Annotated in this window: 20 protein-coding genes and 2 pseudogenes; 7 read left to right on the forward strand and 15 right to left on the reverse strand. The window is 58.9% G+C overall.

Going from position 1 to position 21,495, the window contains the following annotated elements; genetic code table 11:
• Nucleotides 1–827: 827 nt before the first annotated feature.
• Both nifA and P9254_RS28245 read left to right on the forward strand, forming a co-directional pair.
• Nucleotides 828–1,871 (forward strand): annotated as a pseudogene (gene nifA, locus P9254_RS28240) (nif-specific transcriptional activator NifA); the annotation flags it as partial.
• Between the two features lie 464 nt (nt 1,872–2,335).
• Nucleotides 2,336–2,902, forward strand: a complete 567-nt coding sequence (locus tag P9254_RS28245; RefSeq protein WP_024505228.1) for a sugar O-acetyltransferase — start codon at nt 2,336–2,338, stop codon at nt 2,900–2,902.
• Nucleotides 2,903–3,209: 307 nt separating this feature from the next.
• Here the strand turns inward: P9254_RS28245 and P9254_RS28250 are convergent, their stop codons facing one another.
• The 14 genes from P9254_RS28250 to P9254_RS28315 all read right to left on the reverse strand — a co-directional run bounded on the left by P9254_RS28250 (nt 3,210) and on the right by P9254_RS28315 (nt 14,711).
• Nucleotides 3,210–4,103 carry an SIR2 family NAD-dependent protein deacylase gene (locus tag P9254_RS28250; RefSeq protein WP_024505229.1) on the reverse strand — a complete coding sequence of 298 codons (894 nt, stop codon included), beginning with the start codon at nt 4,101–4,103 and terminating at the stop codon, nt 3,210–3,212.
• Nucleotides 4,104–4,137: 34 nt separating this feature from the next.
• On the reverse strand, nt 4,138–4,350 hold the full coding sequence (nifT, locus tag P9254_RS28255) for a putative nitrogen fixation protein NifT (RefSeq protein WP_024505230.1): 213 nt from the start codon (nt 4,348–4,350) through the stop codon (nt 4,138–4,140).
• Nucleotides 4,347–4,667 (reverse strand): nitrogen fixation protein NifZ, encoded by a 321-nt coding sequence (locus tag P9254_RS28260; RefSeq protein WP_024505231.1) that lies wholly within the window; start codon nt 4,665–4,667, stop codon nt 4,347–4,349. The genes nifT and P9254_RS28260 overlap by 4 nt, the downstream gene beginning before the upstream one ends.
• A gap of 85 nt (nt 4,668–4,752) precedes the next feature.
• Nucleotides 4,753–4,947, reverse strand: a complete 195-nt coding sequence (locus tag P9254_RS28265) for a 4Fe-4S binding protein (protein ID WP_024505232.1) — start codon at nt 4,945–4,947, stop codon at nt 4,753–4,755.
• Between the two features lie 29 nt (nt 4,948–4,976).
• Nucleotides 4,977–6,458: a nitrogenase cofactor biosynthesis protein NifB gene (gene nifB, locus P9254_RS28270; RefSeq protein WP_063169393.1), complete on the reverse strand. Its 1,482-nt coding sequence runs from the start codon at nt 6,456–6,458 to the stop codon at nt 4,977–4,979.
• Nucleotides 6,459–6,731: 273 nt separating this feature from the next.
• Complete coding sequence (locus tag P9254_RS28275) at nt 6,732–6,803, reverse strand: helix-turn-helix domain-containing protein (RefSeq protein WP_245467364.1); 72 nt, start codon at nt 6,801–6,803, stop codon at nt 6,732–6,734.
• Nucleotides 6,804–7,509: 706 nt separating this feature from the next.
• Entirely contained in the window at nt 7,510–8,226 is a 717-nt protein-coding gene (locus P9254_RS28280) for an alpha/beta fold hydrolase (protein ID WP_063169392.1), read from the reverse strand.
• A 255-nt stretch (nt 8,227–8,481) separates the two neighbouring features.
• Nucleotides 8,482–8,781 carry a ferredoxin family protein gene (locus tag P9254_RS28285; protein WP_024505235.1) on the reverse strand — a complete coding sequence of 100 codons (300 nt, stop codon included), beginning with the start codon at nt 8,779–8,781 and terminating at the stop codon, nt 8,482–8,484.
• A 12-nt stretch (nt 8,782–8,793) separates the two neighbouring features.
• On the reverse strand, nt 8,794–10,098 hold the full coding sequence (locus P9254_RS28290; RefSeq protein WP_063169391.1) for an FAD-binding protein: 1,305 nt from the start codon (nt 10,096–10,098) through the stop codon (nt 8,794–8,796).
• A gap of 10 nt (nt 10,099–10,108) precedes the next feature.
• On the reverse strand, nt 10,109–11,218 hold the full coding sequence (locus P9254_RS28295; protein ID WP_024505237.1) for an electron transfer flavoprotein subunit alpha/FixB family protein: 1,110 nt from the start codon (nt 11,216–11,218) through the stop codon (nt 10,109–10,111).
• A 16-nt stretch (nt 11,219–11,234) separates the two neighbouring features.
• The gene (locus P9254_RS28300) at nt 11,235–12,086 is read right to left on the reverse strand and encodes an electron transfer flavoprotein subunit beta/FixA family protein (protein WP_063169390.1); all 852 of its coding nucleotides are present in this window, start codon (nt 12,084–12,086) and stop codon (nt 11,235–11,237) included.
• Between the two features lie 188 nt (nt 12,087–12,274).
• Nucleotides 12,275–12,652, reverse strand: coding sequence for a nitrogenase stabilizing/protective protein NifW (nifW, locus tag P9254_RS28305; protein ID WP_063169389.1), 378 nt, complete (start codon nt 12,650–12,652; stop codon nt 12,275–12,277).
• A 179-nt stretch (nt 12,653–12,831) separates the two neighbouring features.
• A complete protein-coding gene (nifS, locus tag P9254_RS28310) occupies nt 12,832–14,043 on the reverse strand; it encodes a cysteine desulfurase NifS (RefSeq protein WP_063169388.1) in 1,212 nt (403 codons plus the stop codon).
• A gap of 347 nt (nt 14,044–14,390) precedes the next feature.
• Nucleotides 14,391–14,711 carry a HesB/IscA family protein gene (locus P9254_RS28315; RefSeq protein ID WP_029356570.1) on the reverse strand — a complete coding sequence of 107 codons (321 nt, stop codon included), beginning with the start codon at nt 14,709–14,711 and terminating at the stop codon, nt 14,391–14,393.
• 210 nt (nt 14,712–14,921) lie between these two features.
• Here P9254_RS28315 and P9254_RS28320 point away from each other — a divergent pair, with 210 nt between their 5' ends.
• Nucleotides 14,922–15,245 (forward strand): hypothetical protein, encoded by a 324-nt coding sequence (locus P9254_RS28320; protein WP_126066777.1) that lies wholly within the window; start codon nt 14,922–14,924, stop codon nt 15,243–15,245.
• 51 nt (nt 15,246–15,296) lie between these two features.
• Nucleotides 15,297–16,433 carry a hemin-degrading factor gene (locus P9254_RS28325; protein WP_082826587.1) on the forward strand — a complete coding sequence of 379 codons (1,137 nt, stop codon included), beginning with the start codon at nt 15,297–15,299 and terminating at the stop codon, nt 16,431–16,433.
• 156 nt (nt 16,434–16,589) lie between these two features.
• Here P9254_RS28325 and P9254_RS28330 read toward each other — a convergent pair whose 3' ends face one another.
• Complete coding sequence (locus P9254_RS28330) at nt 16,590–17,822, reverse strand: MFS transporter (protein WP_063169386.1); 1,233 nt, start codon at nt 17,820–17,822, stop codon at nt 16,590–16,592.
• Nucleotides 17,823–19,309: 1,487 nt separating this feature from the next.
• Between P9254_RS28330 and P9254_RS28335 the strand changes: the two genes are divergently transcribed.
• From P9254_RS28335 to P9254_RS28345, 3 genes and pseudogenes are all read left to right on the forward strand, one after another.
• Nucleotides 19,310–20,488, forward strand: a complete 1,179-nt coding sequence (locus P9254_RS28335; protein ID WP_063169385.1) for a cytochrome P450 — start codon at nt 19,310–19,312, stop codon at nt 20,486–20,488.
• Between the two features lie 29 nt (nt 20,489–20,517).
• Nucleotides 20,518–20,640: pseudogene (locus P9254_RS28340) on the forward strand (ferredoxin); the annotation flags it as partial.
• 138 nt (nt 20,641–20,778) lie between these two features.
• A complete protein-coding gene (locus P9254_RS28345) occupies nt 20,779–21,366 on the forward strand; it encodes a nuclear transport factor 2 family protein (RefSeq protein WP_050580531.1) in 588 nt (195 codons plus the stop codon).
• Nucleotides 21,367–21,495 lie beyond the last annotated feature (129 nt).

Here is a 21,495-nt window from a genome sequence, read left to right on the forward strand (position 1 = left end):
CAACGCCTTCGCCATGGGCGGTACGAACGCAGTTCTGGCATTCAGGCAGGTGTAGAAGCCATGCAAGACGCCTCATTCGAGGTCACCTGTCGTATCTAGCTGCTTGAGGGGCGGGGCATTGTGATACAGGGAGGGCTGTGGGGTCCCTCCTTCTCGGCCTCGACGATGTGGGAGGAGCCTGTGCGGCGAAACGGGCTAGACGCCCCCAGGCCCAGAACTTGGGCGAAACCAACTCCCACCAAAGCACAGCCGCTTTAGTAGCCGAACAATGAAGCCTCGCTCGACGAGCCGCCGCCTCTACTGTCAGCGGCATCACGCGGTTGAAGCGAACAGCGCAGCGGCTACTGTTTCCCGCACAACTCGGACGGCAATTGGGACAAGTCCGCACATGTCGTCACGTAAGCTGAACGCCGCAGGTACAGCCAAATTGGGGGCGGGGCGTTTCTGCCGTTTTGATAGAATTCTATCAAACTGACAATTTTCCTTGCACGAATGCAAGGAGAGCTCGATTGACTCCCCTCCTTTCTTGTCAAGGATGGGTTTGCAGGCTGCGGTGCGGCAGAAGCCGGACAGAACGGCGACCGGTCGAGTAAAGGCCTGCGCAAACAAGCGCGCATATTGCGGGCGCCCGCACGGAGGAGAAGACGCTCGTCCTGGTGAAAGACAACGATGCTCAGGCGCCATTGCCATTTGCCGAGGGGGTCCGCGCGCCGGAAATTTCGAAGCAACAAAGGTGAGATCGAGAATGATGATGGCGAAATACAACACAGCTCACCGTCCAGTGCAGTTCTACCGGCGGGTGGCGGAGTGGGATGGGCTGCCAAATGGAACGTAAAAAGATCAGCAAGGAGATGCTTGGCGATAGTCAGGCGCTGCGCAAGCTGCGTGAGCACCTTGTCAAGGTGGCCAAGGCGAAGACTACGGTCCTGTTGCGAGGTGAATCCGGAACCGGCAAGGAGCTGGTTGCCAAAGCCATTCACGAGCTCTCGCCTCGCGCCAAGCAGCCCTTCATCAAGGTCAATTGCGCGGCGCTCACCGAGACGCTTCTGGAATCTGACTTGTTCGGTCATGAGAAGGGTGCCTTCACCGACGCGAGCAGTTTGCGCAAGGGGCGCTTTGAGGCTGCCGACAAAGGCACATTGTTTCTGGACGAGATTGGCGAAATATCAGGTTCGTTCCAGGCTAAGCTGCTGCGTGTCCTGCAGGAGCAGGAGTTTGAGCGCGTCGGCAGCAACCACACCATTAAAGTTGATGTTCGCGTGATTGCCGCAACGAACAGGGACTTGGAAACGGCAGTTCAACGCAAGGAGTTCCGGCAAGACCTCTATTATCGCATCAACGTCGTCACTTTACGCGTGCCGGCATTGCGCGAAAGGCGAGGTGATATTCCGCTCTTGGCCGCTCAGTTTCTCAAGAATTTCAATACTGAGAATGATCACACGCTGACCTTCGCTCCCGAAGCGATTGAGGTGCTAATGAACTGCGAATTTCCAGGTAACATCCGAGAGCTCGAAAACTGCGTTCAACGGACGGCAGTTCTGGCGACGGGTCCATCAATCCTCAGAACTGACTTTGCCTGTTACGCGGATCAGTGCTTGGCCGCGGCGCTGTGGAAGAACGGACAGCCGACGTCAGAGAAGTCGACTACGATCGAGCCTTCCGCCGCCTGTGCCGCCCCGCCCGTCGGCGACGGGCAAGCGCCGATAGGCCCTGCCACGACTCGTGGTAGGGTGCCCGATGCCGATACGGTCATTGCTGCCATGGAAAAGTGTGGCTGGGTGCAGGCAAAGGCGGCGCGCCTGCTCGGTTTGACCCCGCGCCAGATCGGCTACGTGCTGAGAAAACGCGGTATCGAGATCAAGCGTCTCTGAAACAACCCGCCGAGCAAGAGCTGGAGCAGGTCAAGCATTGGTGCTCTGGCGCCGAGCCCATCGGCCAGGCTTACGAAGTGGGTGTGAACAGCGCTGCCAAGATTCCGGCCGTGTGCTTTCTACCACCAGTCGTACTGGGGCTCTGCGACTGACAAACTAAAAAGGAGTAATCCTCTGGCGGGACCTGGTCGATACATTAGCTGATGGCTTACCGCTCGATATCACGCAATCTGAGATGGGCATGAAAGTGAGTTCGACCGCTGGACAGTTGCCGACTTCGTCAGGTATTGGCCCCTGCGACCGGTTGATCTCCGATATCCAAATTCTTGGAAGTTGGTCGAGACGAAACTGTCGCCCCGGCTCGTGACCGACCGCGCGCCCGGCAAGATCGAGTTACAAAGTTGCCGAGGCAGTTTGATGTGCGTTCCTGCATCACTGTACGGGACACGACCTGACGGGAGACTATGATGCGTAGCCAAAAAGAAAAGATGCTCGCAGGCGAGTTTTACAATGCGGCGGATCCGGAGATCCAAGCTGACCTGTTGGCAACCGGGGCTTGGCTCAAGCGGTACAATGATACGCTGGGGCAGACCACGGGGCATTGGCATGAGCTTTTGTCCGAGCGGCTGGGAGAGGTTGGGCGCGGAACGGTCATCCGTCCGCCCTTTTTTTGCGACTACGGATTCAATATCCGCATTGGAGCCAATGCCTACATCAACTTCAACTGCGTTATTCTTGACGTGGTAGAGGTCAAAATCGGGCAAGGAACGGCAATTGGGCCTGCTGTGCAGATTTATACCGCCGATCATCCACATGATGCCGAGCAGCGGCAGGCCGGCCTGCAGGTCGGGCGTCCTGTTCACATTGGCAGCCGTGTCTGGATCGGCGGTGGAGCAATCATTCTGCCTGGCGTCACGATTGGTGATAATGCAGTGGTAGGCGCTGGCTGCGTGGTCACACGAGATGTTCCCGCCGGGGCAAAGGTAGTGGGAATTCCTGCTCGCGTGGCCGACCCACATAAACAGGCATAATCAACCTCGTTGACCCTGGAGGTGCATGCGAACTGTCGAAACTGTGCCGAATTTTTGTCGAAGCCATTGAGCGCTGCATATGTTGTCGCGACTCGGGCGCTTCAGTTCTTTTGCCACGGGGGTCACAAGATCATGTGCGTAATGCCGCCGCAACGTGCTCACGTCCCGCAGCAGCGGACCCTTTCACATGGCCCAACGAATTCAGAGCCTACGTTGTGCTGCCACTAGCATTACTGCTCACGAATGTATTCCCAACTGAGTTTTCGCCCTTGGAGGCAAGCAGCGACTCACCAGCAATCGCCGGCCATTAATCCTGGCTAGCATCGACCCCGACGAGGCGAGCCGCGGCGTTGCGGATCGGCATGTCGATGACCGTGATTGCGCCTTCGGCAAGGAAACGACGTTCGTTTCTGGTCAGCGTAGCCGAATCGATCACCGCAAAATGTGGGCCAGTGGAGCGCTTCATCAGCTGTCTGGCATATGTGCGCAGCATCTGATCGTTGAAGCGGCAGCCCACGAAGAAAAAACCCCGGTTGACGCGCCGTTGCTTCACCGCGTCCGGGATCGGCGTCTGGATATCAATTTCGGTTAGGACTTCGACGTAATCGGAATCAGCCACGAGGAAGTTTGCCGCCGGCCTGACGCTGCCGTGCGGCGCATAGAGCACCGTCCTAGCCACTTGTTCGGCCTCGAGTTCTGTTCCTGACAAATCGTAAGTTCTCGTCCAGATGTTACCGATTCCGGTCGCGCGCGTCGTTCCTTGTATCTCGACAACGTCTGTTTGGCCGGCCTCTGCAAGGGCTGCTCGCATGGCGCCATCGTACCAGCTGTCGATGATGACAGACAGTTGAAGGGTTGCGAGCCAGGCGTGAAGAACGGTCGGCTCGGCGGGGGCTGCGAATATCTCCGCCATCCACGCTTGGAGAGTCCGACGATGTCGGCGCTGCTCGATAAACTGCGCGACCGACCACATATTGGTGCGAATCCTGGAAGGGGCAGGCGCCCGCTTGTTGAGGGCCGCGGCGACATCTTCAGGGGTGCAAGGTACAGGGGATTCCGGTGGGTTAAGCTGCAGAAGACCAGGACCGAGATAGGGGATCACTCGATCGGCCTTGAGAGCGCCGTTCAGCAGGTCAATCAGTTTTTTGGCAAAACTGCCCCGGACGACGACGAGATGGTCCCAGCTCAGCATCGTGTTCATACGCGTTTCCTCTCCGCCACTGAACCCACCGGCATCAGGCCCCGTCGGAAATCTTCATCGCCTCGACGGTGATCGGCAAACGCGTGTCGCGCGGAAGGTCGGGCAGCATGAGCCGCCAACCGTTCCTGAGCGTCACGGTCCCGCCCCATAAGTCAGCGTTCTCAATCTCGGTGATCGGCTCTTCGAGATCCTTCTTGGGGACATAAGCCGACAAGCCAGTAGCGGTCCTGCGAATCATTACTTTCATCCGGCTGTTCCCCCGTTGGAAATGCCTTCAGCTCCGCAGGGAACCTCGACTTTGTCGAGGCTAATGAGTTCGCGCGCTCGCATGCCGACGACCGTGCCACGATCGATCCATTCGACCGCATAGATGAAGAATTGCTGGAGAAAGGTTCCAATGTCGCGCACGTAGCCTTCGTCGCCCTTCCGCACGAGGTTTTCGCCGATCTCCTTGCCGGGATAGGTGCCGTCGTTTTTTATGTGGCGTATCGCACGGACCCGCTCACCCTGCATGAACCGTGGCGGTCTGCCGATTTCGACCTCCTGTTCGCGTCTGGACCACATGCTGTCCATTCCTTTCTCGAGGCTTTTGTTGTGGTCGCGGGTTGCAGGCGTCGTCGTGCGGCGAACCCGACCGTTTCGGTAGGAATCAAGCGGGAACGCAGGTTTTCGGTACCGGACAGACCGACACGCATTGCTGCGTATCGAAGGCCTCCTTGCATTCGGTGCACTTGTTTGGATCGATCACATAGGCGTCGCCCTTGAACTTGATCGCTTCCGAAGGACATTCGAACTCGCAGGCCCCGCATTGGGTACATTGGGATGCGATGATCTTTAAAGCCATTCTAACTCCTGGTTATCGGACGAGACGGCTCAGGCCGTCGCCGCTAGTGGTCTGATCCCAAACTCTGCCGCGTAAAGTGCGCTGACTGCGGTCTCGATGTAGTCATGGCCATAGGCGTCGGTTACGCGCAGTCCAACTCGCGAGAGTTGTTCCTTCGGGCGATTTCCGATCTTGGCGCATAGCACTATGTGTATGCCTTCGAGCGCTGCGATGACGCCCTCGAGGATGGCGTCTTCGCCCCCGCCTCCGAGGCAATACCGCTCGACCTTCCGATGCCCGACCAAGCTGATCCCTCTAGGCGAGACTTCATAAACCTGGAATTCCTTCGCGTGGCCGAAGTGTTCGTTGACCCGTCCACCTCCCTTAGTGGCCACCGCAACCAGAAGCGACTTTTCGGAGTCTGTTGCCTTGACCATACCGATGGCCTCGCTCCTCGCCGCCTCATGATCACGGCGCTCGTGTGCGACCACCTGCCGATAGGCCTGACGCTTGCCAGCATCGTAGGCGACATCGTCGGGAATACCGTCCAGCGTGAATTCCTGGCCACGATCTTCACCGAGCAGGCCGACAGCATCTGCCCGGCACTGCCGGCAGTGGCGCATCAACTTGGCGCCACCTTCAAGTCGATCCTGAAGAGCCATCATCTCCGTTGCCGTTGGGCCGCGCTGCCCGATGAGTCCGTAGTGGGTACCGTGCGCCGGGTCCGAAATCAGAGGCATCACGTTGTGCAGAAACGCGCCCCGCTCCCTGACCATTTTGTTCACCTCAAACAGGTGCTGGTCGTTCACTCCAGGAATCATCACCGAGTTGATTTTGGTGAGGATGCCGCGCGCGCTCAGCATCTCCAGGCCCAGCATCTGCCGCGCGTGCAAGATTCGAGCGGCTTCGATGCCGAAGTAGCGGCGATTTTCATAAAAGATCCATGGATAGATCTTCGCGCCGACTTCCGGGTCGACCATGTTGATGGTGATCGTCACGTGATCAACATTCATTTCGGCAAGCTCGGCGACATGGTCCGGCAGCACGAGCCCATTAGTGGAGACGCACAGCTTTATGTCGGGGATTTCCCTGATGACGCGGTCGAACGTTGCCTTCGTTTTCTCCCAATCGTAACAGGCATCCCCCGGCCCAGCGATGCCAAGAACCGAAAGCTGCGGAACTTTGTTGGCAACGGCGATGACCTTGCGTAGCGCTTGGTCGGGCGTCAACTTCTCAGACACAACACCAGGCCGGCTCTCGTTGGCGCAATCGTATTTGCGATTGCAATAGTTGCACTGGACATTGCAAGCCGGCGCGACCGCCACATGCATACGCGCGAAATAATGATGCGCTTCCTCCGAAAAGCAGGGGTGATCCTTGATCCTTTCCCAAATAGCCGGATCCTCTTCGCCCGGGCTGGTCGGCGACGAGCCGTAGGAAGACGATGCGCAGCCACCGGATTTCGCGGCTGCCAGAAGACCCTCGGATGTCGTGCTAGTCGGCCCCTCAATCGAAACTGTCGGTGAGGACATCAAACGGCTCCGTTGCTGGTAACGTCGCGGTTCAAGGTGCAAGAGCCATACCAACTGAAAAAAGCGGCTTCAGTTCACTATTCGGGTCGATATCGCATTGTGTCAGGCCGGCGCGACACAATTTTGTCCTGCTTGCGACAGTGCAAGTCCAAATCCGTTCAGAAGCACGAAGCACTCCTTGTCGCGCACAGGGCGCGCAAGACCACTGGCCTGACGATTGGCTCATCAGGCTCTTAGAAGTTCCTTCACCTCGATACTATGCCGGCGTATCGCCTAGCCGACTTGTCGCAGCTTGAGGCCGAGAATTCGAGCCGCATTAGCCTGAACCCAGCCGGCCTTCTCCATTGTGTCGATCAGCCGTCACGCTTCGTCCGCCGCGGTCCCAGCCCCCGTCCGGCCGTATCGTTAGAATCGCAAGTGGCCATCTCGTGTTCAGGCGGGCGCCGATGCGCCGAACCGGCATCGTGCTGGCCCGTGAGAGCTCGTCGATGACATTGCCACGTTCCGAAAGATTGGTTCCTTCCAGAGGAGAACGCCAAGCACGCAGTTCTCCGGCTCGCGGACGTTGCCGGGGAAATAGCATTGCGAGATCAGCTCAACTGCCGACGGCGCAAAGCCATGGTTCTCCATATTTCAAGGGTAAGCGCTGTGTCCTTCCAGGAGGACCCGCGATCTGTGGGCCTGCCGATTCTGAGGTGGATCGGAGATCGGCTTGTGTCTGAACTTGAACTTACGATTGACCCTGAGCGGCAGCCTCGGCGTTTTCGAGGGTGATCAACGGCGCTGTTGGTCGGCGGCATTGGTCGATGGACGACAAGGCACGGAGTCATCTCCGAGACCCTGGAGCCGACGCGGTGATCTCGGAGGTTGCCCGGCGCTACGGGCTGCGGCCGCGGCGGAACGCTCGCAAGCTTGCGACGTCGGCAGGACAGGCCACTCCCGCCTAGTGGTTTCGGTGGCGCCACCGGAACGACCCGTTGGGCCTACATCCTTGCACCAGAGCTCAAGGCCACGGCCTGAGAATCGGCCGCCGCTCCCCCTACTTGGTTCCTCAGCCGACAGCGCTAAGAAGGAGAGCAACTTCCGTCGGCGCGAGGATCATTGCGTCGTGGCCAGTGGCGAGTTCCTGCCACGCCCAGCCATCCTGCTTCGCGACCCATTCTCGCGCTCCCGCCATCGGCGGGTGGAGTGGATTAGTGCAGACGACATAGGTTCGGGGTCTGCCGTTGCCGAGCGGGTGCTCGAGCTTAAGTCCGCTTTCGTAGGTGCCTGCCGGATGCGGTGTTATCCGGCGCCGCACCCAGTCCGTGAGCGAGTGTCCCTCGGGAGTGCCGAATGCTGTTGGCGGCGGAGTCGGCATGAAGATACCCCGTCCTTCCTCCGCAACCAATTTTCGACGGGCGGCGACGATGTCGGGGGGCATGGTGCTGAATACACTTTGACCGCTCTCGACGATGGCGCCGTCGAGATAAACGAGATGGCTGATATGGTCGGGTATCCGGTCGGCGGCGCCGGTGATGCTGATGCCGCCTAGACTGTGACCGACAAGGATCACATCGCTCAGCTCTTCCGTTACAATGTGGTTGACGATGTCGGTCACGAATGTGTCGGGCGTGATGTCCTTGCACAGCAAACGTGCGCGTTCGCCGACACCTGTCTGGGTAGGCGTGGTCACGTGGCATCCCATCTTGCGAAGATTGGCGGCGACGTCCCGCCAACACCATCCGCCATGCCAGGCACCATGCACTAGCACATACGTCTTTATCATGGATTGTGCCGTTCCATTTGCTCACCGGCCGTTGTGGCTGCCATCCGGCACGATGGCCGGACATTGTCCAAAGGGGCTCGACCACGTTACCGGTGGTAAGTCCGGCACAGGCGCCCCGTGGCCTGAGGATACCCCTACCAAGTCGAGGAAACTTGAATTGCGAAACCCAATATTCACTAGCTCTTTGCAAGTGGATGGAGAGGCTCATGGTGTGCCGCAGTTGCTCGCTGCCGGCATGCTCTTGGCACCGGCTGATCATCCGAACTTGAACAGGACACCAAAGCCGCCGCGCGGATAGTTCCACTCGATGTCGCCGCCTTTCTCGCACAATATCCGGCAGGTGCCGCATTCCATGCAGCCGTCGGCGGTGATCTCGACTTGACCCTTGTCATTCAACTCATAGCATTTCGCCGGACAGACGTAGGTCAACGCAAGCAAGTTCGCGCTTGGCTTGTCGTGCGGTCGCACTATGATATGGGGGCGGCCGGAATCGACCAGATAGCGGTTCTGGTAAAGTTTGTCCTCGACACGAACCTTCGTCACTGCGATCGTCATCTTGTACCCTCTTCAGCGCCATGCCAATGCCAGGCGGACCGCGTCGCTGACCAACCCCCAGCGCGAGCGCGCGTTGATGAAGGCGGCCGTGGTGTTCTTTTCCTTCTCGATCTTCGGCGTGCCGTCGACACGCATGAAGGTCTGAGCGGCATGCGACATCAACCGCGGATAGCTGTCAAAAAAGTTGCTGGAATTGGTGTGGAGTAAGGCTGGCATGTCCTTGTATTTCTTAAGATCCTTGATCACAAAGGAGTCATCCAGCATCGTCTTGTAGAGCGCAAGGTTCGCTTTGGTCATAGGACCGTTGCGGCTTTTGACTTTGATGATCGCCTCAGCCGCGACACGACCCGAGGTCATGGCAAGGTTCGAACCCTCACGGTGAATGGCATTGTTCAGTTGCGCTGCGTCGCCGACGATGACCCAACCGTCGCCGAATAGCTGCGGAATGGCCCTGTAACCACCTTCGGGGATAAGATGGGCGGCATATTCTTTCACCTCCGAGCCAGCGATCAGCGGCCGGATCGAAGGATGGTTTTTCATCGCATCCAGGAGGGCGGACGGGCTCTCCATCGTCGCGGCGAAATCCGAGACCAGGCAGCCGATGCCGAGTGAAATCGACTCCTTATTGGTGTAAAGGAAGCCGAGCCCGGCCATGCTGCGAGAGATCGTGCCCACGGCCTCGATTACGCAGCCTTCATCGCCCTTCACCCCGAACCGCTGGCCAATGACCTCTTCGGGCAAGAAATGCATTTCCTTGACGGCAATCGCCACGGTCTCCGGCTTCGGCATCTCGCGCAGGCCTGCGCGAGTGCCAAGCAATCCCGACACCCCTTCTGCGAGAACGACCACATTCGCGAAGACCACTCCGCCAGCCCGGTCTGTGCGGACGCCGATCACCTTGCCATTGCCATCACGGACGAGTTCCGTCGCGGTCGTCTCACACAGGACCGTCGCGCCAGCCTCGCGCACCTTGCGGGAAAACCATTTGTCGAACTGGGCGCGGATGATCGTGTAGCGGTTGGGTTTCGCCTCATTGAAGTCGTCCGACCGGTAATGAATTCCGGTGTGAGACGTGTCGTCCATCACCCAAAGTCGCTGTTCGACCAGGTGCCGCTCGAGGGGCGCATCATCCCGGAAGTCCGGGATGATCTTCTCCAGCATGTTCGCGTACATTATGGCACCCTGGACGTTCTTAGAGCCCGGATATTCCCCGCGCTCCAACTGCAGGACCTTCAGCCCCTGGCTTGCCAAAGTGTAAGCAGCTGCGTTTCCAGACATGCCGGCTCCGACCACAATGGCATCGAATTGTTCAATCATGTCCTCTCCCTCAACTCGCAAGCTTGTCTCGACTGTGCGGCGACAGCCGCCGGGTGAAGGCTTCCGTCAGTGCGGGCAGGAAGCGGATTGCATCCGTGACGATCCCGAGGTGGGCGAACTCGAAAATCGGCGCGTTCGGATCGGTGTTGATCGCGACGATGAGATCGGCCCCCTCGACCCCAACTCGGTGCTGGATGGCGCCGGAAATTCCGGCCGCGATGTAAAGCTTCGGTCGAATGGTCTTGCCAGTTTGTCCAATCTGTCGATCAGCCGGCATCCAGCCCTTCTGGACCAAGGGGCGCGAACAGCCATGCTCGGCGCCGATCGCTCGGGCAAGATTCTTCACAAGCTGAAGGTTCTCCGCCGCTCCGAGACCGAGGCCTCCCGCAACCACGACATCCGCATAGGCAAGATTTGCCATTGCCGACTGGTTATCCGGTAGGAAGCCGAGGACTTTGGTGACGATATCGTCCTCAACGAGCGACAGCTTGTGCCGCATGACACGCCCGACCGGCTTATCCACCCGTTGCGGCATAGGCATGACCCTTGGTCGCACCGTCGCCATTTGCGGCCGGTAATTTAGTGTATAGATCGTACACAACAATGAGCCACCAAAAGTCGGACGGGTCGCGGCGAGTGAACCGTCGGAATCTACATCAAGTTCGGTGCAGTCGGCCGTGAGCCCCGTCTGCAGGGTCGTCGCTACCGAGCCTGCAAGATCCCTGCCCAGTGTGGTCGCGCCGAGAAGGAGGATTTCGGGTTTATGGGTATTGACCAGATCCGTGAGCGCCTTGGCGAACGGCTCGTTCCGGTAGTCGGCGAGCGGCGGCGCATCGACGATGTAGACAAGATCCGCCCCGTAAGCGAAGGCCTCGGCAACAGCGTCCTCGACCATCTCGCCCGGCGGTCCCAGCACGACGCCCGCGAGCTGGACTTCAAGCTTGTCGGCTAATTTGCGGCCTTCGCCCAGCAGTTCGAATGATACAGGATGCACATTGCCGCGTTCGAGCTCGAGGAAGACCCACACGTGCCGGTAGTCTTTGAAACGGTCGGGAAGTTCTTTCTTTACACCGGCACGGCCGGGGGCAATGCGAGGGGTAGTTTGGCTTGCGGTCGACATTTTCTGCTCCTGGCCGTCACGTGCCGCTGTTGAAGGCCAGCTCATGTTCCAGCGCCGGCCGGCGGGTTAAGATATCGGCGATGAGTTCATCGGCTATGTCCTGCAAGCCCCTTTCCGCGGTGTCGATCTGCGCCGCCCTTTCTGCCCGTGCGGTGGGGGCGAAAACACGCTTGACGACTGTAGGCGAGCCACGCAGACCGCACCGGGTGAGATCGTCAATGCCGGCGTCGGCTGCAGTCCACTTCACGACTTGGCTGCGCGCCGCGCACAGAGCCTGCTGGAGCGAGCCCCGGCGGATTTCGTTGGTGTCTTCCAGCATGGTAATGAGGCAAGGGAGTCTGCTCTTCAGCAACTGGGTGCCGCCTTCGGCGCGACGAGCGACTTCGATCTCTCGCGTATCGAGATCGATGGAGGCAATCTTCGCGACATAGGTAAGTTGCGATAAATCTAGGCGCTTGGCTATGCCCGGTCCGACCTGGGCGGTATCGCCGTCAATCGTCTGCTTGCCGGTGAAGACGATGTCCGGCCTGCCGAAAGTCTCCCCAATTTTTGCGATTGCTTGCGAAAGAGCAAAGGAAGTCGCCAGCGTATCGGATCCGGCAAAATAGCGGTCCGTCAAGAGAACTGCTCGGTCAGCACCGTAACCGAGCGCCTTTCGCAGCGAGTCCTCCGCCATGGGCGGACCCATTGTGAGCACAGTAACCTCGCCACCATGAACGTCGCGCAGTTTGAGCGCTTCTTCGAGGGCGAACAGGTCGTAAGGATTGATGATGGTCGGAACACCCTGACGCATGATCGTGTTCGTCACCGGGTGCACGCGGATCTGTGCCGAATCCGGCACCTGCTTGATGCAGACTACGATATGCATTGGCGGTTTCTCTAAGCTCCCAGTCCGGATTCGTGCTTGGCGGTTCACCTCATTGCCTGCATCGTTCATGCCAAGTCGTCTTCCTGCCTCTATTCCAGAAGGTGGCTTCGTTTGCTTCCGAGGAGGCGTCATGAGGACTGGATTTGTCGACTTCTCGACATTGTCGCGTCGCAGCCGTGTCGGGCTCATTACTTTCCGAACCGCTTCAGTGCAGAGTCGAGCGGGACGAAGGCGCGGCCAGGTGCGGGACATATGTTTGGATCGTGGTCCCTTAGCACCTTGAACACACGTTGCGTGAGCGGCGAGGAAGTCGCGAAATCTTCGTAGGCGCGTTCCAGCTTGGCGCGCACCCGCGCGGCGATTACCTGGTTAGGCAGACCGGAGAAATCTTCTTCGGCAAGGTATTGGCCCACGCGCTTCATGATATGGAGCCGCGAGACATTCATCACTTTCGGGTCGTAGGAGACGTCAAGGCAGGCGAAGAAGTCCTCCGCGGCCGACAGGCCCTTCAGTCGCGCTAGGATATCGGTGCGATCGATCGGGCGGCTATCAGCGGAGCAGTTCATTGTATTCTCCCGGCGCGAAATTGTGGTGTCGATGCATTGGTGACATTGCTGACGGCGTGCCGACCTCTGGCACGGCGGCTGGGCAAGAGACTTGGCGATCTCAAGCTTTTCTGAAGTGGTGAAGGCGACCCCGAGTTTAACTGCTCTCCTTGCGCAGGGTCGTCACGTTGAGGAAGACCTCACGGCTCGTCGGCTATTGTGCCGCTCGGACCCGGGCCGGAATGAAGCTGTTCTGCACCTCGCCCGCACAGTCCAGCACTGGGAACGGCCCGTAGCTTCTCGGTGATCGCAGGCAGGACCTCAAGCACGCGGTCTACGTCATCTTCGCCGTTGTCACGCGACAAGGAGAAGCGGACTGCCCCACATGCCGCGTTCATAGCGATCAGAACATGGCTCGGTTCCAGTGAGCCAGAGGCACAGGCGGACCCGGCGGAACAGGCGATTCCCAGCCGGCTCAGGACAATTGGAATTGCATCGCCTTCGATACCTTCGAATCCAATGTTTGCAGTGTTTGGCAATCGCTCTTGCGGATCGCCGTTGATGGATGTGTTTGGGATGCGCTGGATGATCCCGTTCTCAAGGCGGTCGCGCAACCATTTTATTCGTTTTGTCTCGTCCATGAATTTCAAGGCGAGTTCGGCCGCCATGCCCAGTCCGACTATGCCGGGTGTGTTTTCAGTGCCTGCACGCCGGTCGCGCTCTTGGTGCCCACCCTTGATCATGGAGGAGAAGCGCACGCCACGTCTTACATAAAGCGCGCCTATCCCCTTTGGACCATGCAGCTTGTGGGCGGAGAGCGACAGCATGTCGATCGCGGTCGATTTCAGCTCAATCGGAAGCCTTCCGACCGCCTGCACTGCATCAGTGTGGAAAAGCGCGCCGACTTCCCTGGCTAGATCGGCAAGCTTAACCACGGGAAAGATCGTACCGGTCTCATTGTTCGCCCACATTATCGAGACGATTGCCACTTGTGGGGTGAGGGCGGTTCTGTAGGCGTCCAGGTCGAGCCGGCCGTAGTGATCGACTGGGATAATGTGCACCTTGACGCCGCGCGTCTTCTCAAGGTGCGCGCACAACTTCAGAACGGCCGGATGTTCAACCGCGGAAGTCACTATTTCCGTTCGGTCGGGCATCACCTCCAGCGCCGAAAGGATGGCTGTACTGTCGCTTTCAGTCCCGCCCGAGGTGAAGATGATCTCGTCCTCGAATCCCGCGCCGATGAGGGCTTGCAACTGTTGCCTCGCCTTTCTCACGGCTTCAGCAACCGATGCGCCATAGGCGTGCATGGACGAATGATTGCCAAATTGCTCCGTAAAGAAAGGCAACATCGCTCCAACGACTGCAGGATCAACCCGCGTCGTTGCGTTGTTGTCGAGATAGACAGGGTTCATGGGAGTGATCCTTCAACTGCTGAAATGATTCAAGGGTAGTCGGGCCATTGAACCTCTGGCGCATATCGTATCTGGTAAGGTGGGCGGCCGGGGGAGCGATGGCTTGGCTGACCGGTCGCTGTCGACATTGCCCTTTGGTGGCGGCATCCGCCGGGAATTCAGCTGTTTCGGGCAATTTTGTTTGCTTGCCCACGGCAACGATCGATGATCGCGATTTGGTGCATCACCGAACGCAATTGTTCCGGGCCGACAGTGCGTGTCGGCCGGTTCCAGAGCGCCGGCGGTTACCGGTTCGACGCAGTATTCCTTGGCGTCGCTATAGTCGAACATAGCCTGTTCCCTCGCAATCATTTGCAGGACTTGCCGCAGCCGCACGTCTCACGCGCATTGGGGTTATCGAAAACAAAGCCGGATGTTTCGAGCCCAGTGACGAAGTCCACGGTCATGCCGGCGGCATGGGGTTGGGAGCCTCTATCCATGAACACCTTGAGCCCATCTCGCTCGATGATCGCATCGCCCTCACGTGAGACGCTCTCCAGGCCCATTGAGTATTGGAAGCCGGCGCAGCCGCCGGCATGGACCATGATGCGAAATCCTTCCGCCGGCTCGCTGGCGCGGTAAAGAGCGGCCTTGATGGCGGCAACAGCGTTGTCGGTGAGCGTAATCATGGCTCGATTTCTCCTCGGTCCGGCGTTTTCGTGGATCATCTCGCATGGACCGTGCCAAAGGGAAGACGTGTCAAAAACCGTAGGACATCCCGACGTCTCTTATGCTCGATTGCTGGGGAGACGTCCGACAACCGACACTTACTGTCGGGTTTGTCGCGTCCGCGTCACAGGAAGGGCGCCTGAGTTCGCGATGCACTCACGCGTAAAGCAATGAACAGAGCCAAAGATGTTCAGAGCTTGCCGCGGAGCAACTGGCACGATTTTTGTGAAGCCTTCGTTGCGGCGGCAAAATTGCCGGCCGATTCACCTTTGGGTTGCCCTCGCAATCGAAGAACGAAGGAAAGCAATATGATCCATCAGACCCGCCTTGGTGGGAAAGCAGCACCGCCGGTGGTACCCGAATGCTCGATCGGCCGATTGGCGCCGACCACCCAACAATCGCTCGCTACCGGCGATTGGCCGCTGACCGCCCGGAGACAGGATTCGACTGGCATGTGCCTGACGATCGATCGCGTCCGCCGTGCACATCCCTGAGGCCCGTTTTTCGATCGATCGTCAAAAGAAGAACGGGGCAGGGGTAAAAACATGGATCAGCGCAAGAAGCGGTCGCCCAACGAAATCCGGCGTGCGTGGGAAGTCTGTCCGAACATTCCCGCGCGTGATTTCGCCGCCCAATTGGCCATTTCGGAAGCGGAACTGGTCGCGGCCCATTGCGGTTTCGGCGCGGCACGCATCGACCCGCGCGTCAATCACCTTCTGACGGGCCTCGAATTCGTGGGCGAAGTGACGGCGCTGACCCGCAATCAAGGTGCCGTGCACGAAAAGATTGGCGTCTTCAACAGAGTGATAACCGGCAACAATCACGCCATGGTCCTTGGTGACGAATTCGACCTTCGCGTCTTCCCGCAGGCTTGGAGGTATGGTTTCGCTGTTGAAAGGCGCCATCGCGGCGGAATCCAGCGCAGTTTGCAATTCTTCGACGCCGCCGGCGCAGCAGTGCATAAGGTGCATCTCAGGCCGGTCTCCAACCTTCATGCCTATCGAAAGCTGGTGGCCGAGCTCGTATCCGCCAACCAGGAGCCGACCATGTCGCTTAAGGCGAGAGTAGCCGACCTGGGCGCGAGGACTGCGGACTGGGCCGGCACGGTGGACGACCTACGCGAGTACTGGAGCCGGCTGACTGACGTCAACCTTCTAAAGACGCTCAAGCTCAGCCGCTGCCAGGCTTTGCGCATGGTCGGCCAGGATTACGCTTGGCTGCTCGACAATGCCGCAGTTGGCGCCGTGCTCCAGCGTGCGGCCGAAGACGAATTGCCGATCATGTGCTTCGTCGGCAACCGAGGTTCTATCCAGACCCATTCCGGCTTAATCAAGTCGGTCAAGCAGATCGGGCCGTGCATCCATGTGCTGGACGAAACGTTCCGGCTGCATCTCAGGACCCACCAAATCCGTGAGGTTTGGGCCGTGCGCAAGCCGACCAATGACAGTCACGTCACCTCGCTCGAAGCATATGGGTCCGACGGCAAGATCATCATCCAGTTGTTCGGTGCGCGCAAGGAAGGCGAACGCGAGCGCGACGACTGGCGGGTTCTGGCGGAAAACCTGCCTCGTTTCCCCGACAGCTACATGAGAAAAGACCGATCGTCGTCGGTGGGACGCCGGCGCCCATCTGCCTCCGCAGCCAGTAGCCGGGCATTGAAGCCGAGACCGGGGACACGATGACGCAATAAGCGCGCTGTATTATCGCAACGCGATGAGCAGGAAGCAATTTGGCGCTGCCCCATCGACCGCATGGTTACGACGAAGCCGCGGCCTTTGGGCCGAGCTCAGAGGTGACAATAGCGTGAACGCCGCCGACCGTCACTCCCCACCAGGCGGTCAGGTTTTGCGGTTCGGGCCGAGCAAAAATACTGTCAAGACAGCGAGGAACGTGGCAACCGCGCTGTAGACAAAGACACTGGCAATACCCGTGTGATCCACCAATAGGCCACCGCAAGTTGTGCCGGCTGCGATGGCCACTTGGAAGGTTATGACCATCAGTACACCAGCGCTCTCGGCCTGTTTCGGAGCGGCGCGTAGCACCATCCATGTCTGCAATCCGACCGGGACCGCGCCAAAAGCAAAGCCCCATACGGCAACTGCAATTGCCGAGGTCAAGGCCGATGCTCTCATGGTCAGGAGCGAGACAGCGGCTACGGCAATGAGCAGGGGCGGCAGGGCCGCGACCGCCTTGAGACTGTGTTTGGTGAGGAATGCGCCGGCTAAATTGCCGAAGACGCCGGCCGTGCCAAAAGCAAGGAACACGAGCGGGATTGACTTCTTGTCGAGCGCAGGAACGCTCTCGAGAAAGGCGCGGATGTAGGCGAAGCTGGCAAAATGGCCGGAAGCGACCAATAGCACGACTAGCACCGCAACCTTCATCGCCGGATTCTTCGCGACATCCAGCGGACTGCGGAATCTGCGCACTTCGATCGGAGGCAGTGGCGGAATGGTTACGAGTTGCACGAGCAGCGCAACGGCACTCACGATTGCGGCGACCTTGAACGAGGCTCGCCATCCCCAAATGTCACCGACATAAGCGCCGATTGGAGCCGCGCAGACGGAGGCGACAGAAACGCCGGTGAGGATGACCGACATGGCGCGCGGCATGAGGTGACTTGGAACCAGCCGCATCGCCAACGCTGCCGAAATTGACCAAAAACCACCAAGCGATATGCCAAGGACGACGCGTGCCGCCAGCAAAACCGGCAGCGACCCCGCAACCTCCGCCAGAACGTTCGACAGGATCAGCAGGAGCGTCATCGCCCAGATGACGACCCTGCGGTCCAGACGCTTTGTCACGATGGCGATTATCGGTGCCGAGATCGCCGCGACGATTGCGGCCGCTGTTAGCGCCTGTCCAGCCGTGCCCGTGGTGATACGGAGATCATGCGCGAGCGGTGTCAGAACGCTGGCGGGCAGAAACTCTGCCGTCACAAGCCCGAAGGTGCCGAAGGAAAGCGAAATGATGGCACCCCATGCAGGGCCAGAACGTTGATAGGGACTTTCTGGGTCAAGCCGATCTCGGTCGAACAAAGCCGCGTCCACTAAATCTGTCGCCGATTCGGTCATGAATGAGTTCTCCGGCTAGGAGCTGTTGCAGCAGGGGTGGCTACATCGCCGGGGATCAAAGCCGCGAGACCTTCCGGCGGCGGCCAGTCGGCATCAGTCGAGGCCTCGGAGCCCGACGCATCCGAGGCCTCATCGGAGGGCCGACGGACCCAACCGTCGACAATGCGGGAGAGTTCTCGGCGCGGTCGCATCGATCGCATTCGTCGAAGTGCGGTCTGTTCACTGCGAACCAAGCAAGCCGAACGCGGTGTCCTCGATCGAGGCCTTGATGGGGGGATGATCGACGATCTCTATATTGCTTTGAAGCAGGAAGTTCCGTCGCCATATGTGGTTATCCTGGCAGCCAGAATTGAGCGGTTGTCGCAAGCACCAAGGCGGTCGCAATGAGTGCAACGAGGCGGAAGTCTGATCGATGGCTGCGGTTCGATGGCCGCGCGATCGACAAAATTGAGGTGATGAGTTATCCCTTTTGAAGCCGTTGCTCCCAATTCTGGGATAAGGTAATTGCAGGCGGTCCCAGCAACGTCGGGCGGCCTTTTTGGTGATCGAATTCATGGGACGACACTCTCGGTCCGTGACGCATCTGCGAATGACTCCGCAAGTTCCGTGCCATCAACGACAAATCTGGCTCTGCTGAGCGGGTGGTGGAGGCACGAGCGTGGGCTATCCCAAGAGCTTGCCGCAAGGTTGTTCGAAGTTGAGGTGCCGGATAGACCGCAAATATGTCGGGCGGCCTGGGGTTGGCCAACACGAAGATGCGCAAGTTCAAAAGGACGAGCTGAACCCTTGCCGATATCCATCCGAGGCTGATCTGGAGAAGGTCAAGAACTGCGTCTTGAAGGCTTCCGCCGCACCGGCAAATGCTAAGCCAAGGTGCTGGGCAAGATGGACAGGGCCATCCAACCCGTCGACTGGACGCTCATTAATGGCGTCGGTGTGGCTCTGTAGCTGGCGAGAAAAACGCCCTGCTGAAAGACAAAAGCTCGTGTGGCCGGCTCTGAAGGACGGCCAATGAGGCATGCGAGGAGAGGCTATAGTCCATTCGTGTAGACTGATCTTGTCCTACGGAGGCGGCTAACCACCCCGCCAGACATCATCGAGGGGAGCGCCACTAGGCTCACCCCAAGTGTTGGTCGTTTCCACCTGGTGACCTCGGCCAAGTCACCAAGCCGCTTAGCGCAAGCTTTCGAACTGGATGCTCCCCGGGCACATGATCGGCTAGCGATCCCACCAGTTGAGTTGCTCCAAGTCGCTGTCTAGCATTCTACATTCTGTGTCCGACGCTGGACAAGAATGTTGCAATCCCGACCAGCAAGTCAGCGCAGGCGCCACCTGTTGCCCAGCAAACGGCAAGGATTATCGAAAGACGAATTCGGCACGGAGCTTGCACCGACGATTGCATGCAAATGCCGACAGCATCTCATGAACGGTCTCTCGATTCTGGCGCGGTTAAATCGCGGCCGGTTCCAGATCATGTCCCGCCCGAAATGGTGAGGGACTTCAACCTGTTTACGTCGCCCGGCATGTTGCCGACGGCTAACGGGGATCCGCATGCAGCGGTTGCTTGCGTTCATGCCGGGCCTCCGATCTTTTATTCAACCAGCAACACGCGCGACGGTCGGGGTACCTGGGTCATCACTCGCGCGAGCGACCAGCGCCGGGTGCTGCAGGACACCGAAACGTTTTCCAGCCATCGCAGCATCTTCGCCTCTGTGCTCGGCGAGAGCTGGCCGATGATCCCGCTTGAGCTCGATCCGCCATTCCACGGTGTTTTTCGCTCACTGCTCAATCCGCTGCTTTCGCCAAAGCGGGTAATGGCATTGGAGCCGGCTGTCCGGGAACGAGCGATCAAGCTGATCGACAGGATCGCCGCATCAGGCACGAGCTGCGACATCATGAAGGATTTTGCAGTTCCGTTCGCGGTCAATATCTTCCTTCGCTTTATTGGGCTTTCGGACAACGGACTAGAAACATTTGTCGGCTGGGCTAGAGATCTGCTCCACGGCGATAAGGAGCAACGACCACCCGCAGCCCGGACGATCGTGGCCTTCATCGACGAACTTGCCACCGAGCGCCGCAAGGAGCCGGTCGATGATTTCATGACCTTCATCGTGAAGGCAAAGGTCGAGGGTCGTCTGCTCAGTGACGAAGAAGTCCGTGGCATCGGCGTGCTTGTGTTCGTCGCGGGACTCGACACGGTCTCAGCAGCCATATGCTTCGACTTGGCCCATCTCGCGCGCAACCCCAAAGATCAGGAATTGCTACGAAGCGAACCTGACCGGATTGCCGTCGCTGCGGAAGAATTGCTGCGCGCCTATTCGACCATTCAGATGATCCGAGTGGCAACGAAGGATGTCGACTTCAAAGGCGCGCCGATCCGCAAGGGAGATTATGTTTCCTGTGCCACGATGATTGCCAATCGTGACCCGGCGGAATTCGAATGCCCGAATGAGATCGATCTGGCGCGCGAGGACAACCGGCACGCTGCCTTTGGCTATGGTCCCCATCGTTGTCTTGGCTCACACCTTGCCCGGCGGGAGATTGTCATTGGCCTGGAGGAGTGGCTGGCGCGCATCCCAGCCTTTCGGATCAAGACAGGGACTGAACCTATCACCTTCGGCGGCCATGTGTTCGGGATCGAGAATCTGATCCTGGAATGGTCCTGAAGTTTCAGCCAACGACATTGGAGTTCGCTATGCGTGTCGTCGTACATAAAGCCAGATGCCAGGGTCATGCGCGCTGCTGGGCGCGGGCGCCGAGAGTCTTCAAGCTTGATGACGCCGGCTACATCTTGCCCGGTGATATTGATGTTGCCGATGGGGAGCAACTGCTTGCCTCAAAAGGGGTACGAGCCTGCCCCGAACAAGCTCTGGAAGTTGACGAGCCCCCCGCTAACTCAGTTGTAGAGAGAGACACACGCAAAGTGCAGACTGGCATCGGGAAGGACAAAACAATCATACAATTCGCGACAGACCCTGTCGACCACGCGAAAATTACCGAACTGCGTGACCGAGAGGCGATCCGCAACTGCCTGTATCGGTACTGCCGCGGGATAGACCGCGCCGATGAGGCGGCGCTGCGTAGCGCATACTGGCCCGAAGCGTATGACAGGCACGGTCCCTATTGCGGACCGGCAGAGGACTTCATCCAATTTGCTCTCGGTCTGCCGGGGCACCGTAACATCCATCAAATCACGAACAGCCTGATCGACTTCATCAGTTCAGCAGAGGCCGCGGTCGAGAGCTATTTCACCGCGCTGCAACGCGGACCGGATACAGACCAAGAAATACGTCAGACGCTGCTTTGCGGCCGTTACTGCGATCTGTTTCAGAAGAGGCAGGACGAGTGGCGAATTGCGGAACGGACAGTCGTCTACGATTGGGTTGAGGAGCAAATCCCGCCAGCGATTCTTGAGGCAGATAGGTTCGGCCGGCGACAGCCGATTGGAGCACCACATCCAGACGATCCCATCTACCAGTTGCTCAAGGGTCACATCCCCACCGACCAAGATGGCGTCGAGGGTCCCCAACTGGGAGCTGCATAAGTGGGTAGGAATGGAGGATGAGCGCCCTACGGGAACGACATCTGTGTGGGGCCGCGACTGGCGGTCACTGCAACGATTTGGCTCGGCCCTTCATTCCGCCCAAGGTTGATGGGCTGAGATCACAAGCGG

The sequence above is a fragment of the Mesorhizobium sp. WSM4983 genome (assembly GCF_029625765.1).
Lineage (GTDB): Bacteria > Pseudomonadota > Alphaproteobacteria > Rhizobiales > Rhizobiaceae > Mesorhizobium.